The sequence below is a fragment of the Hahella sp. HNIBRBA332 genome (genome assembly GCF_030719035.1).
Classification (GTDB): Bacteria; Pseudomonadota; Gammaproteobacteria; order Pseudomonadales; family Oleiphilaceae; genus Hahella.
On sequence record NZ_CP132203.1, the window covers coordinates 5,140,967 to 5,154,220 of the forward strand.

General features: G+C 57.1%; 10 protein-coding genes. 5 read left to right on the top strand and 5 right to left on the bottom strand.

Annotated features, from left to right (window positions below):
- Positions 1 to 102 precede the first annotated feature (102 nt).
- From O5O45_RS22725 to O5O45_RS22735, 3 genes are all read left to right on the top strand, one after another.
- Positions 103 to 1,866 (top strand): di-heme-cytochrome C peroxidase, encoded by a 1,764-nt coding sequence (locus O5O45_RS22725; RefSeq protein ID WP_305901616.1) that lies wholly within the window; start codon positions 103 to 105, stop codon positions 1,864 to 1,866.
- 39 nt (positions 1,867 to 1,905) lie between these two features.
- Positions 1,906 to 4,224 carry a c-type cytochrome gene (locus O5O45_RS22730; RefSeq protein WP_305901617.1) on the top strand — a complete coding sequence of 773 codons (2,319 nt, stop codon included), beginning with the start codon at positions 1,906 to 1,908 and terminating at the stop codon, positions 4,222 to 4,224.
- A 283-nt stretch (positions 4,225 to 4,507) separates the two neighbouring features.
- A complete protein-coding gene (locus tag O5O45_RS22735; RefSeq protein WP_305901618.1) occupies positions 4,508 to 6,187 on the top strand; it encodes a diguanylate cyclase in 1,680 nt (559 codons plus the stop codon).
- A 78-nt stretch (positions 6,188 to 6,265) separates the two neighbouring features.
- On the opposite strand, the gene O5O45_RS22740 is transcribed toward O5O45_RS22735, so the two are convergent.
- Genes O5O45_RS22740 through O5O45_RS22755 form a run of 4 tightly spaced genes read right to left on the bottom strand, consistent with a single transcriptional unit; the run spans position 6,266 to position 9,730 of the window.
- On the bottom strand, positions 6,266 to 7,054 hold the full coding sequence (locus O5O45_RS22740; RefSeq protein ID WP_305901619.1) for an alpha/beta hydrolase: 789 nt from the start codon (positions 7,052 to 7,054) through the stop codon (positions 6,266 to 6,268).
- 29 nt (positions 7,055 to 7,083) lie between these two features.
- The gene (locus O5O45_RS22745; protein ID WP_305901620.1) at positions 7,084 to 8,337 is read right to left on the bottom strand and encodes an ABC transporter permease; all 1,254 of its coding nucleotides are present in this window, start codon (positions 8,335 to 8,337) and stop codon (positions 7,084 to 7,086) included.
- Positions 8,338 to 8,357: 20 nt separating this feature from the next.
- The gene (locus tag O5O45_RS22750) at positions 8,358 to 9,131 is read right to left on the bottom strand and encodes an ABC transporter ATP-binding protein (protein ID WP_305901621.1); all 774 of its coding nucleotides are present in this window, start codon (positions 9,129 to 9,131) and stop codon (positions 8,358 to 8,360) included.
- A gap of 17 nt (positions 9,132 to 9,148) precedes the next feature.
- Positions 9,149 to 9,730: a DUF2796 domain-containing protein gene (locus O5O45_RS22755; RefSeq protein ID WP_305901622.1), complete on the bottom strand. Its 582-nt coding sequence runs from the start codon at positions 9,728 to 9,730 to the stop codon at positions 9,149 to 9,151.
- A gap of 222 nt (positions 9,731 to 9,952) precedes the next feature.
- Between O5O45_RS22755 and O5O45_RS22760 the strand changes: the two genes are divergently transcribed.
- The gene (locus tag O5O45_RS22760; RefSeq protein ID WP_305901623.1) at positions 9,953 to 10,450 is read left to right on the top strand and encodes a DUF3299 domain-containing protein; all 498 of its coding nucleotides are present in this window, start codon (positions 9,953 to 9,955) and stop codon (positions 10,448 to 10,450) included.
- A gap of 104 nt (positions 10,451 to 10,554) precedes the next feature.
- Positions 10,555 to 11,703: an HD-GYP domain-containing protein gene (locus O5O45_RS22765; RefSeq protein ID WP_305901624.1), complete on the top strand. Its 1,149-nt coding sequence runs from the start codon at positions 10,555 to 10,557 to the stop codon at positions 11,701 to 11,703.
- Here the strand turns inward: O5O45_RS22765 and thiI are convergent.
- Entirely contained in the window at positions 11,700 to 13,151 is a 1,452-nt protein-coding gene (gene thiI, locus O5O45_RS22770; protein WP_305901625.1) for a tRNA uracil 4-sulfurtransferase ThiI, read from the bottom strand. The two genes, O5O45_RS22765 and thiI, sit on opposite strands and share 4 nt — an antisense overlap.
- Between the last annotated feature and the right edge of the window lie 103 nt (positions 13,152 to 13,254).

Sequence of the window (13,254 nt, forward strand, 5' to 3'; positions counted from 1 at the left end):
ATTCATTTTGCGTACGGCCGATCAGTACATCGTTAGTTAACTGGCGGCGATAACAACTAAAGATACCAATCTGCTTTTCAGGGACATCCAGGACTGTACACAATGCTTTGCTGTTTATTCGGCCGGGGCTTATTACGCGCCTTGCCCAGACATTCCTCATTACGCGGCGACGCTAAGTCGCCACTCTCCTGCTCTCCCGCGCCACGTGCGCGGCGCTTGGTCCTGGCCGTATGCGCGCCGGCGTTGCTACTCAGCGTCGCTGCATGCCGCCAGACGGAAGAAACCACAGACACAACGCCTGATAAGCCGAAAACCTCGCCGGGGAATACGCATGAGGTAGTTCATCTGGAACAAGGCTGGTCCAACGCTACTCGCGACCAGGCTCAGTTCGCCTCTTTCGGTTCTCGCATGATTCCCTACGACTGGCTTCTGCATTTGGAGCAGGCGGATAACGAAGCGCCTTTCCTGGCTGAGTCACATATGAATGAGCTGGGATTCCTGAGCGCGCCTGCGTCCGAGCACAACCCCGACGCGTTGCCTGTAGGCTTCGCCAAAGATGTGGACGCAAACGGGACCGCCTGGGCGGGATTGGGGTGCGCAGCCTGCCACACGGCGGAAGTGCGCTATCAAGGAAAGAGCATCCGCATTGACGGCGGCTCAGCGCTGATCAACTACAGCGGCCTGGAATTCGCCATTCGCGACAGCGTACAAGCAACGCTGGCGCAACCCGAGAAGTTCTCCCGCTTCGCAAAAGCGTTATCCGCTGAACCAGAAGCGCAACTCAAGGCGGCCCTCCAGCAACGCCTGGATTATTTCACCGAGCGCTTCGCCATGAACAGCACCGAGGTCCCCTACGGTCGCGGAAGGCTGGATGCGTTCGGACAGATCTTTAATGTGATCACCTCTGAAATCACTCATCAACCGGAAAACCGACGTTCTCCGGATGCGCCAGTCAGCTTTCCAGTTCTCTGGGGAGCCCCGCGCATGGACCTGGTGCAATGGAACGGCTCCGCCAGCAACGCCGCTCCAGGGCCTTTGGCGCAAAACGTTACTACCGCGCTGGCGGTGTATGGCTCCGCGACTGTAGACGGTCATAGCGAGCTTCCCGGTTATCCCAGCAGCGTCAACTTCAGCAACCTGGGCGATATTCAAAAGCGCAATGAGGCCCTGCGGGCGCCGAAGTGGCCCGAGTCGATTCTTGGCAAGTTGGATACACAGCAAGTGGAAAAAGGACGCAGCCTGTATGCGGAGCGTTGTCTGTCCTGCCATACGCTGACGGACCAGAACGCGCCTGACGCAAAGATCAACGTCGCCCTGACGCCGCTTGATGAAATCGGCACCGATCCTAAAATGGCCATAAATTTCCTTCGCGCCAGCGCACAAAGCGGACCTTATCAGGGACGTAAGCTGATGGTATTCGGCGGCGCGGAGCTCGGAGCGACGGAGCCCAGCATCAAACTCGTCGTTCACGCCGCCATCGGCGCTATAGTGCGTCATCCCATCGCCGCCGCCCTGGATGTGGCGGAAGCGTCACATCCCAGCGGCAAACCCAGCGCGACGGCGATTCCACGCTATTACAAGGGGCGCCCGCTGGATGGCGTCTGGTCATCCGCCCCCTATCTGCATAACGGCTCCGTCCCCAACCTGCAATCACTGCTGCTGCCGCCCGAGCAGCGCCCACAAACATTCTATGTCGGCGATCATGAGTTCGATCCCGTCAAGGTCGGCCTCAGCACACAGCAAGCGCCCGGCGCGACGCTATTCGACACGCGTCTGCCCGGCAACAGCAATGCTGGACATTTGTTTGGCGTGGACCTGAGCGACGACGACAAGCTAGCGCTGCTCGAATATCTGAAATCTCTGTAGAAACCCAATAAGAATGAAATAGGAGCGAAAGGAAAGGATATGACCTCCAAGGGAAGTATGAAGTTTGTCCAGCAAAAACGCAGCGCGCCGCTGCGACTGATCAAATGGCTGACACTCGCCGTTATCGTATTGGTCGTCGCCGCTTGCGCCGGGTTCGCCTGGTTTGTGCTGTATCCCAATAAAAGCCTGCCGACGGCGGAGCCTGTCGACGAATATGTGTATCTGGATCAGGGCTGGGAAGGCGACAACGCATCCTTGCGAGAGCTTTACTACTACACGCCCCAGGGGGTTTCCATGCCCCAGGGCGCATCCGCTGGAGCCGTGCGATATAACTGGTTCATACACCTGGAGGAGCCTTTCAGTGAACAACGTCTGGCGGACCCGGAGCGCATGCGGCTTTTCCGCTTTATCGTCGATCCGGTCCCCAGCGCCGCCAACCCCGACCAGCTTCCGTTAGGCTTCAGCAAGCATCTCGACCCCGCTATTGGCGAAGAGGTTCTGGATATCTCCTGCGCCGCCTGCCATAGCGGCGAGCTTCACTATCAGCGCGATGGCGTCCGTTATGCGGTGCGCGTCGACGGCGGCCCCGCCATGCATGCGCTCACCAGCATGGAGCGTGGCGCCTTTGCGCCAACTTTGGTGGCCTCGCTGTTTTATACTGCCGTCAATCCCTGGAAATTCGACCGCTTTGCGCAAAAAGTGCTGAGTGACCGCTATCCAGAAGGCAAGGACGAACTCCGCTCCGCCTTGTGGCGCAGTGTCGGTGGGTTTGTCGGCGCGGGCCAGAATAACCCTCTGCGTAAACTCTACCCTGTGGAGGAAGGTTACGGCCGCACTGACGCCCTGGGCCGCATCGGCAATACCCTGTTCGGAGACCGTCTGAGCGCGTCTAATTATCAAGTCGGCGCGGCGCCGGTCAGCTACCCCTACCTGTGGGATATCTGGAAATTCAACTGGGTGCAGTATAACGGCTCGGTGGTGCAGCCTCTGGCGCGTAACATCGGTGAGGCGCTTGGCGTCGGCGCGCGCGTTGATCTGGTCAACGCCGACGGCTCTCCTGTCCCTCCCGGCGAACGCTTTCACAGCGCCGTGCGCATCGAGGATCTCGCCCGCATCGAAAGCGCATTGCAGACGCTCAAAGCGCCCACCTGGCCGGAGAAGATATTCGGTCCGGTGGATCAAACTCTCGCCGCCAAGGGCGAAGGTCTGTTCCGGCGCTATTGCCAGGGCTGTCACGGACCGCATGAGGCGGACGTCGTCGACCTGGAGATCAATGCGCCCCTGAAACCCGCACCCTGGTCGGAGTGGATGATTTCCGTGGCCCCGCTCAGTGTGATCGGCACCGATCCCAGCGCCGCCCAAGCCTTCATCGATAAGCACTACGACTTGTCTGCAACTGGATTGAGTAATCAGGATATCGACGACGCCTTACGCCCCTTGTTGACGCAACGACTGATCCGCGAGGTGCGCGCCAGACTGCGTCAGATCATCACAATGCGCCAGGAACGAGAGCTGCCGCTGGGCGAACTGCAAGAACTGCTGGCCGCTTATCCCTCCAACGACATCATTCCTGTCGTAGCGCCGATTGGCGATTTCGCTGCTATCGCAGCAGCGCTCAATAATCTGTCGACGCCAGCGGACAGCGCTCCGCCAAAACCCTCTTATCGTCCCCATTACGTAAAAAGTTGCGATTTGCTCTGCCTCAATAAGGAATTGTTAAGGCTCACGCAACAGGGAACCAAAGACATCGACAAACTACTGGCGAAACAGGACATCCACAGGCTATCCGAAGGCCTTGCATTGAATCTTATTGGCGTCCTGGTGAAAAACCGCTACTACGCCGACAACAACATCGACTATGCGCAACGCCAATGTCTGGAAGGCTTCGGCACGCTCGACCTGCCTCAGGAAGTCGCGGGCTACAAACCTCGTCCTCTGGCGGGAGTCTGGGCGACGCCGCCCTTCCTGCACAACGGTTCGGCGCCAAACCTCTATCAGCTGTTATCGCCTCCTGAGCAACGGGACAGCCGCTTTCAGGTAGGCTACAGAGATTTCGATCCCCAACGCGTTGGCTTCGTCACCCAGCCGCCGCAGAGCGCGGACGCTAACGGCTTCTGGTTCGATACCCGTTTGCCCGGCAACAGCAACAGCGGCCATGCCTTCTCCGCCTCTGTGACGGATTGGCGCGCGTTCCTGCGGGACCCGGAAGCGAATCCGTTGCCCAAAGGCGTCATTGGCCCCATGCTCACCGAGAAGCAGCGCATGGCGATTATTGAGTATCTGAAAGTGCATCGTGATGAACCGGAAACGCCCTTGGAATTCAAGCCTTCCGGGTGTGCGACAGTCCCGGAAAATTAAGCGCCGAATGGCGCTCCCGACGTCTGACGGTGAAGGAAAGAGGCCAGCAAAGGGGGCTTGCAACAGCCTGCTGTTAAGTCGACAATGCGGCCTTTATTGGTAATACTAACCGACAATTGCGCCTTTCCTCCGGCGTGAGCTAGGAGAGGGCATGGAAGCTATTTCTTCCAAAGGAACATAAGTTAGTCAACTTTTTGGAGATGGCCAAATGCCTCGCCATAGCTATACGCTAGCTTGCTTAGTGTTTGTGTTGCTTTTTGCCCGCAGTTTGGAGGCTGCCGCGGTGAACGCCGAGGCCGTGACTCCGTTCAGCGTGGACAAAGGCCTCGACATGGCAGGGCTGACGCCGCATCTGGCGCTGCTGGAGGACCCATCTCAATCCCTGCGCTTTGAAGAAGTCAGCTCTGCTGAATTCGCCGACCGCTTTAAGCCCACGGGAGGCCAGTCCCCTAATTTTGGTTTTTCTGAGTCCGCCTGGTGGGTCAAGTTCACACTGAAAAACACCACAGCGGAAGAATTAGCGGTCACACTGCGTCAGGACTATCCCTTGATTGATCACCTGACGCTTTGGGAGCCTCTGGCGGACGGCGCCTGGAAGCGCCACGCCACAGGCGACCGCCTCTCCTTCTACTCCAGAGACGTCGAGCACCGCGACTACTTATTTCCTCTGAAGCTGCCGGCCTATGCGTCTCACACCTATTACATGCGCTTCAGCAGCGACGGCTCCATGAACATCGGTCTCTCTCTGTATGCGCCAGACTCTCTTCTGGAGCAGATCGGCAAGGAGCAGTTGGCCTACGGCGCCTACTACGGCGGCTTCCTGGTCCTCGTCATCTACAATTTTTTCATGTTCATCGCAGTTCGCGACCGCACCTTCGCCCACTATCTGCTGTACGTCACCAGTTATGGTCTGTATATGGCGGTGCACAACGGGCTGACCTTCCAGTTTCTATGGCCGAACTTTCCCTGGTTCGCCAATCACAGCCTGTTGATCCTGCTGATTCTTTCTTTATTGGGGGCGTTACAGTTCGCCCGCTCAATTCTGGTGACCCAGCAAATTGCGCCCCGAACCGATTTCGCCGCCAGAGTGCTGGAGTGGCTGATGCTGATCAGCCTCGCCTGCACGCCATTCTTTACCTACCACACGATGATCGTGCCGATTTCCCTGCTGACCTTCGTCATCGCCGCCCAACTACTGTTAATGGGCGTACTGGCGTTAATGGCGGGATCACGCCCTGCGCGCTATTACATGACCGCCTGGACGGCGCTGTTGATCGGCGTGCTGGCCTACATGTTGAAAACCTTTGGTCTGCTGCCCCATAACGTGCTTACCCAGAACGGTTTCCAGATCGGTTCACTGACTGAAATGGTATTGCTGTCTCTGGCGCTGAGTAGCCGGGTGAACGAGCTGCAGCGCAAAACCTACACGGACGCCCTGACCGGCCTGTTTAATCGTCGTCATTTCGACGACAAGTTCGCAACGGAATTTCATCGCGCTCAACAAAGCAAACAGCCGCTGACTCTCCTGGTCATCGATATCGACTGCTTCAAGCAGTTCAACGACACCTACGGTCATAACGTTGGCGACCATGCGTTGAAGGAAGTCGCCCGCATATTGGCGAAAGGCGTACGCAAGCCGAACTGCCCCTGCCGTTACGGCGGCGAAGAGTTTGCAGTCATCCTGCCCAATACCGATCACGAAGCCGCCATGAACCTGGCCAATCGCCTAAGAGTCAAAGTGGCGGAAGAAACCGAGTCCGGCTATAAGCTGTCTATCAGCGTCGGCGTGGCGAGCATGGATCACGACGAATTCGACTGCCCCAACAAGCTGTTTGAGCGCGCAGACTACGCACTCTACACAGCAAAACAGCAAGGCCGGAACAGAGTGGTGGATTATCGTTCCTGCGCCCCGCGCCGGGAGTCGGATGTATCGAAAGAGGGTCTGGTGGGCGCGGAAAGCTGACCAAGACTTGTTGGCGCTGCTGCGTTGCCGCACTTCGCCAAGGAACAGGAACTACACGCGGGGTAAATTCCTGACGACTTAAAGGCTCTCAATAAACTGACTAATCGTGCGCCAGTATTCGGGATACATGCTGATATCATTGTGATCCGCTCCATCCAGCGTGACCGTCCGTTGCGGACCGCCCCAAGCCGCCATCAGGCGCCGCCCGTGCTCCGCCGGCACAACCCGGTCCCTCCCCGCCAACAAAGCCAACGCAGGCGCTTTGATCGTCGCTGCATGAGCCAGCGAATTGAAGGGATGACGCACCAATAAGCCGACCGGCAACCAGGGATAATGCCGCTTGCCGACAGCGGCCAGACTGTCGAATGGCGTGGTCAGCACCACCGCCCGCACCGGACGGCGGTCCGCCAGTTGCACCGCCACGCCGGAACCCAGGCTGCGTCCCAGCAGAACAATATGTTGAGGGTCGATTTTCAATTTGCGAGTGAGATGGTCATATAAGGCGACGGCGTCGCCCACCAACGCCTCTTGCCCCGGAGACCCCTCGCTGTCGCCGTAGCCCCGGTAGTTCATCAGCAGAAATGAGTCCACCGGCAGCTTTTCCATCTCCCAGGCGTTCCAGGACACTTCTTCGCCATTACCGCCAAAGTACAGCAGCAACGGCCTGCGCGCAGAGATCTCTCCGCGCTGAAACCAGCCGGACAGGGTCACGCCATCATGCTCAAACTTAAACTCTATAGATTTCAATCTGCTGCGATTGGCGGCGTCCACCGGCTGTGGAAAGAAGATCATCCGGTCTTGATATAACCAGAAGAACGCCGCGCCGGAGAAGCAAATGAGCAGAAGAGTGCTGATGAGAGCCCACATGAATGTTCGCGCCTTAGCCCAGGATTGTCTCATGTTCGAATTGTCATTCCGTCCGCCAGAGAATAGCGATAGGCCCGATAGGCCGGCGCCGCTCCGATTAATACGCCCGCCAGGATGATGCCGCCCAGGACGGCCAGGTTATCCACGGTCAGCGGGTCCACGCCGATAAACAGACCGAAGTAACTCTCCAGCGCCGGCTGAGCGGCGAACAACGTCAGGAACAGCATTGCGACACCGACCAGCACGCCGCAAACCGCCATCAAACCGGCTTCGATCATCAGTAGAACGAAAATGTGCCGTGGCCTGGCGCCTACGGAACGCAGGATGGCCATTTCCCGGCGGCGTTCGTTCAACCCTGACCAGATTACCGTCAACATGCCGATCAAGCCAGTCGCGACGACAAATGCCGACACGGCAAGCAAGGCCACCTCCGCCACGCCCATCATGCTCCATAGCTCCTGGAGCGCCACGCCCGGCAGAATGGCCAGCAGCGGCTCACCGCGGTAATTATTGATCGCGCGTTGCAGTGTGAAGGTGGCGATTTTGGAGTCCAGTCCAACCAGAAAGGCGGTTATCAGCTTGGGCTGCAAATCTGCATGCCGCGCCTGCTCCGCGCTGATGGAGCCACTGGGCGCGCCGCTGTCCCATCCCAAATGAATGGCTTCAATGCCTTGCAGGGAGACATGCACTGTGCGGTCCACCGGCGTACCGGTCTTCTTCAAAATGCCGACGACTTTGAAAGGTTTATCATCATGATTGGCGAAGCTGACTTCACCTGCGCCGTGGGAAATCACGATAGGCTGGCCAAGTTTATAGCCCAGCTTCTCCGCTACTTCCGCGCCTAATACCGCGTCGTATACGTCATCGAAACGACCGCCTTCGCTAAACGCCAACGCACGTTTGGCTCCATAGCGAAAGTGTTCAAAGTAATCCGTATTGGTGCCCAGCACGCGGTAGCCGCGATGAGAGTCGCCTAACGACAGCGGAATCGTCCACTTAACCCGCTTCATGCCAGCCACTTCCTGATAGCTGCGCCAGGAAATATTGTTGGTGGCGTTGCCGATGCGAAAAACCGAGTACAACAATAGCTGCACGGAACCACTGCGAGCGCCCACAATCAGATCTGCGCCGGAAATTGTGTTGGCGAAGCCGGCTTTGGCTTCCCGGCGAATGTTGTCCACCCCCAACAGCAGCATGACGCTGACGGCGATGGAGAAAATAGTCAGCAGCGCCGTTGTTTTGCGATTCAACAGGCTGCGCAACGTCAAACTGTAAATAGACATCGAAAAGCGACTCCCGCAGGTCAAGATTCCGGTGGCTGATAAGCGCGATTGATTTCCGCCAGGCTGACCGTGCGGTCGAACAGGTCCTGTAAAGCGGGATCGTGGCTGACGAACACCAGCGTCGATCCACTGGCGGCCACTTCCTGAAACAACAGCTCGATAAACGCCACACGGGCGTCCGCATCCAAAGCAGAGGTGGGTTCATCAGCGATAATCAGCCCGGGCGAGCCGATCAGGGCCCGCGCCACGGCGACCCGTTGCTGTTGCCCCACACTGAGGTCAGTTACCGGCCTGCGCCCGAGTTTGCCCACATCCAGACGTAAATGAGACAGCAAGCGCTCCGCCTCCTGCGTCAGACTGACGCCGCGGGCGCTCACTCTTTGTCGCCGCGCCTTGGAAAAGCGACAGGACAATGTCACGTTATCCACCAGCGACAGATAAGGTATCAGATTAAACATCTGAAAAATGAAGCCGATGTTATCCGCCCTGAAGCTATCCCGGCGTGAAGCGTTGAGCGCGCTCAGCTCCGTCTCCATTACTTTGATGCTTCCTTCCTTGGGCTGGATCACGCCGCCAAGCAAGCTTAGCAGCGTGGTTTTGCCGCTGCCGCTGGCGCCGCGCAGAAAGATGCGTTCTCCCTCCCGCACCTGTAGCTCAGGGATATCCAACACGTCGTCATCAGCCCCAGGCCAACGAAATTTCAGACCTTCCAGCCGCACAAGCGCACGCGCCGGGTCAGCCGCAGCCGTCGTGTCTCGCCCTGGCGCGATGGCGGGTTCGCTTACATTCTGCATGACGCCATTCTCACTACTTACAAATTAATCTGATGTTTTTCCGGATTCAGCTCCAAGGCGGTCTGCCCCTTCGGCCCAATCACCTGTACGTCGAGATCTTTCAGGCCAGGGAAGTACTTGAACAGTAAAACGTCCACTGAGGTGAGCTTGCCCGAGTCACCGCACTCAAAAATATAGGAGGCGTCGATATCGGAGTGACCATCCTCATGATGATCATGCTCGCCTTCATCGTCGCCATGTTCATGCTCCTTATGGCCGCCATCTTCATCATAATCGAAGATATCGCCGTCCACTTCCGCCGACAGCAGCTTACAACCTGCAGCTGGCGTTAAACCAAACAGTTCTTCGCCCTTATTCAGTAAAGCAGCCGCCTTTTCCACTTGCTGACGCTCTTCGTCAGTAGCGGGAGCGTGTTCAAAACCCACCAGGTTCATCGCGGGGCTTTCAAGCTCCACGACCAGATTCCCCTCTTCCAGCGCCAGATTCATGGTCGCCGCGCCATGCACATGCGCCCCATGCTGTTCAAATTCTTCCGCTTGCGTAAGCTGGCTGGCCGCTAGCATCATCATACCTGCCCACAGGCGATTCCTATAACTCATAAAATTTAATACTCCTGAACTTAGAGAGTGATTCTTCCGCTTGGCTTTTTATGTTATAACATAACGAAACGAAATAGTTATAGGGCGAATTTAATTCAAAACGGTTAACCTTGGGCTCGCGCGGACATACAATGTGTTGCGCCTAACCAGGGTTGGGAACGGCTGTCGGCGGTCTGGATCGCCTTCCACGTTTTGACGAAACACTGACTCCATAGGGTATTTATGAACAGATTGCTCTCGACGCTGATCGCGCTCGCATTCTCCTCCCTGCTCTCCGGCGGCGTACTTGCGGAGGATTTCAAGACCGTACAATGGCAGGACCTGATCCCTAAATCCGCACAACAAAAAACCGTTAGCGGAACGGTTGAACATGGCCAGATCGCCATGGAGCCGCAGCCCCAGGCCAACGCGCCAATCGTACCGGAACTGAACAAACAGAAAGTTCGCATCGCGGGCTTTGCAGTGCCTTTGGAAGGCGACGAAAGCGGCGTGACCGAGTTCCTGCTGGTGCCCTACATGGGCGCTTGCATCCACGTGCCGCCCCCTCCCTCAAACCAGATCGTATATGTCAAAGCCAACAAGAAGCCGTTGCCGCTGGACTACCTCTACGACGCGTTCTGGGTGTCTGGAGCGATCAGCGTGGAGACGGTCAGCAGCGAGCTGGCGGAGAGCGGTTACAGCATGCAGGCGGACGCCTTCGAGCCTTATCAGTACAACTGAGCGGCCCGACATTATTCCAGAGTCATGCTCCTGATCTCGACTACACTTTAAGTATCCGCGCCCCTGCGGAGCTTTAATGGAAGTTGCATCGACAAACCGGGAGAATGTTTGTGGCCAGCGAGTATCAGCCGGATTCTCTGGATATCCTCAATCACCAGGGCAGCGTTCAGCAGAAACTGGAATTTCTGCTGGAAAACCTCCAGCAGACCTATCCTTTTGTCTGCCGCGTGGCTGTCGCCATTTATGACGCCTTGCAGGATCAGCTCAAAACCTTTGCCGCCGCCGGCGCCAGCCATCCCTTGCTGGAACATTACCAGACGGCGCTGCATGACGTCGCTTCCCTGCAACAAATGAAAGACAACACGTTCATCCGCGTCATTAATGACATCAGCGATGAACTGGGCGGCGGAGAAAATCCAACCCAGCACACGGAGGCGCTGCTGAAAGCAGGATTTCGCGCCTCTTACACCTTCCCCATGCGCTACAACGAGCGCTTCCTTGGCTTCGTATTTTTCAACGGCGCGGAAAAAGACTGCTTTCAGGGCCGGGCGCTGTCGGATATGGATATGATCGGACACATGATCACCTTGATCGTGTATAACGAGCGCAGCAACATCCGCACGCTGATCGCCACAGTCAAGTCGGCCATGTTGTTGACCCACTCCCGCGATCCGGAAACCGGCGGCCATCTGGAGCGCATGGCTCGCTATTCCAGACTGATCGGCGCGCGCCTGGCGCCGAAGCATGGCTTCTCCGACGAGTATGTAGAGCACATTTGCCTGTTCGCGCCCTTGCATGATCTCGGCAAAATAAAAGTGCCCGACAGCATATTGCTAAAACCGGGTCGTTTGGAGGGGGAAGAACTGGATGAAATGCGTCGCCACCCGATGTATGGACATGAGTTGGTGGACGCCTTGATCGATAACTACGGCCTCAATGGCGTCAGTCATGTGAACATGCTGCGCAACATCGTGCTGTATCACCATGAAACCTTGGATGGAGCAGGCTATCCTGAGCATCTGCGCGGCGAGGATATTCCCATTGAATCCCGAATCGTCAGCGTCGCCGACGTCTTCGACGCCCTCACCAGCGCCCGTCCCTACAAACCCGCCTGGAGTAATGACAAAGCGTTCGCCGAACTCAAACGAATGGCGGGAACCAAATTAGACAAGGAGTGCGTGGTGGCGCTGATGGATTGCCGCAAACAGATTGAAGAAATCCAACAGCGCTTCCGCGAAAACGAATACGGTTAAAGCGGGCGATACACCAGCACTTTACGCCCGTTTCCGTTGAGATGGCTGGCGTGCAACTGGCTCATTACGCCTTTGTCGCAGAACAGCAGGTAACGGGCTTCGCCGTCCAGCTCCGCCATGCGGCTTTCCAGCTCGTAGAAAGGAATCTGCAGAATTTTGTTGTTGGTCAGGGTCAGCGGCGCCTTTTCCTGCTCGTTGGGGTGACGGATATCGATAATCACGTCCTCCAGCGAAGGCGTCGACACTACTTCCACTTCATCAACCGTCAATTCCGACTGCATGATCTCGTCGATATTGATCGCCCGGCGGTTAGCCAGCGCCTGCTCCAACACCTGCATATCGAACCGCTTCTCATCGTTCTCGATGCGATAATCCCGCGCTTTGGTGGTGGGGCGATCGGAAATAACGCCACAGTATTCCGGCATATTGCGGGCGAACTCTTCCACGCCAATCTGGCTGGCCATGCGGATAATATCCTGCTTGTCAGTGACGATCAGCGGGCGCAGCACCAGCATGTCAGTCGCGGAGTCAATCACATTGAGGTTGGTCAGGGTCTGGCTGGACACCTGCGCCACACACTCGCCAGTGACCAGCGCCGTGGCGGACAGATCTCGCGCGACCTGGGTCGCCGCCCGCAGCATCATACGCTTCAACACCACGCCCATGTTGGAGTGATAGATCTTATCCAGGATTTCCGCCACGACGCCTTCAAAGGGCACCGTGATGAATTTTACCCGCTGGCCGCCGCCGTACTTCTCCCACAAATACAGCGCCGCCTGCTTCACTCCCACTTCGTGGGCGGTCCCCCCCAGATTGAAGAAGCAGAAGTGCGTGCGCATACCCCGCTTCATGGTCAGATAGCTCGCCACGCCGGAGTCATAGCCGCCGGACATCAGAGACACGACCGGCTCCAGACCGCCGACCGGATAACCGCCCAGGCCTTCGTAGCGCTTCTCGACCAGATAGTATTTATCGTCGCGCACTTCGATGGAAATAATCACTTCTGGATTCGACAGGTCCACTCCCGCCGCCTTGGTGTGCTGGCGCAATCCGCCGCCGACGTAGCGCTCCAGGTCCATGGAAGTAAAGTCATGTTTGCCGGCGCGCTTGACCCGCACCTGGAAACGTTTGCCTTCCAGTTGCTCTTCGTACAAGGCTTTCGCATTCAGGTAGATGGTATGGAAGTCCGCCAGGGGATATTCATGCACCACCAGGAAGTTGGTGATGCCGGACACCCTTTGCAGAGCTTCAATCGCCCGTTTACTGGTGCGCTCATCCGCGTCCGGCAACCAGACTTCGATTTTGTCCCAGGATCCCTCCACCACCACGTTTTCGTCAATTTGACGCAATACGCGACGAATATTTATGCGTAACTGCTTGACCAGATCCTTACGCACCGGTTTACTTTTAATTGTGATTTCGGGAAATAATTTGACGAGAAACTTCATAATCTGGCCTGATCCAAATCTCAGCGGGGGCGCTATTCTACTATCATTCCCCCTGTCATGCATGGGCCGATCGCCAAAAATCCCCCTGCGCGGGCGACGCCAG

Excerpts from the sequence above, each read along its gene's own strand:
- O5O45_RS22725 (WP_305901616.1), top strand. The coding sequence starts at position 103 with ATGCTTTGCTGTTTATTCGGCCGGGGCTTATTACGCGCCTTGCCCAGA.
- thiI (WP_305901625.1), bottom strand. The coding sequence starts at position 13,151 with ATGAAGTTTCTCGTCAAATTATTTCCCGAAATCACAATTAAAAGTAAA.
- O5O45_RS22745 (WP_305901620.1), bottom strand. The coding sequence starts at position 8,337 with ATGTCTATTTACAGTTTGACGTTGCGCAGCCTGTTGAATCGCAAAACA.
- O5O45_RS22730 (WP_305901617.1), top strand. The coding sequence starts at position 1,906 with ATGACCTCCAAGGGAAGTATGAAGTTTGTCCAGCAAAAACGCAGCGCG.
- O5O45_RS22760 (WP_305901623.1), top strand. The coding sequence starts at position 9,953 with ATGAACAGATTGCTCTCGACGCTGATCGCGCTCGCATTCTCCTCCCTG.
- O5O45_RS22740 (WP_305901619.1), bottom strand. The coding sequence starts at position 7,054 with ATGTGGGCTCTCATCAGCACTCTTCTGCTCATTTGCTTCTCCGGCGCG.
- O5O45_RS22755 (WP_305901622.1), bottom strand. The coding sequence starts at position 9,730 with ATGAGTTATAGGAATCGCCTGTGGGCAGGTATGATGATGCTAGCGGCC.
- O5O45_RS22765 (WP_305901624.1), top strand. The coding sequence starts at position 10,555 with ATGTTTGTGGCCAGCGAGTATCAGCCGGATTCTCTGGATATCCTCAAT.
- O5O45_RS22750 (WP_305901621.1), bottom strand. The coding sequence starts at position 9,131 with ATGCAGAATGTAAGCGAACCCGCCATCGCGCCAGGGCGAGACACGACG.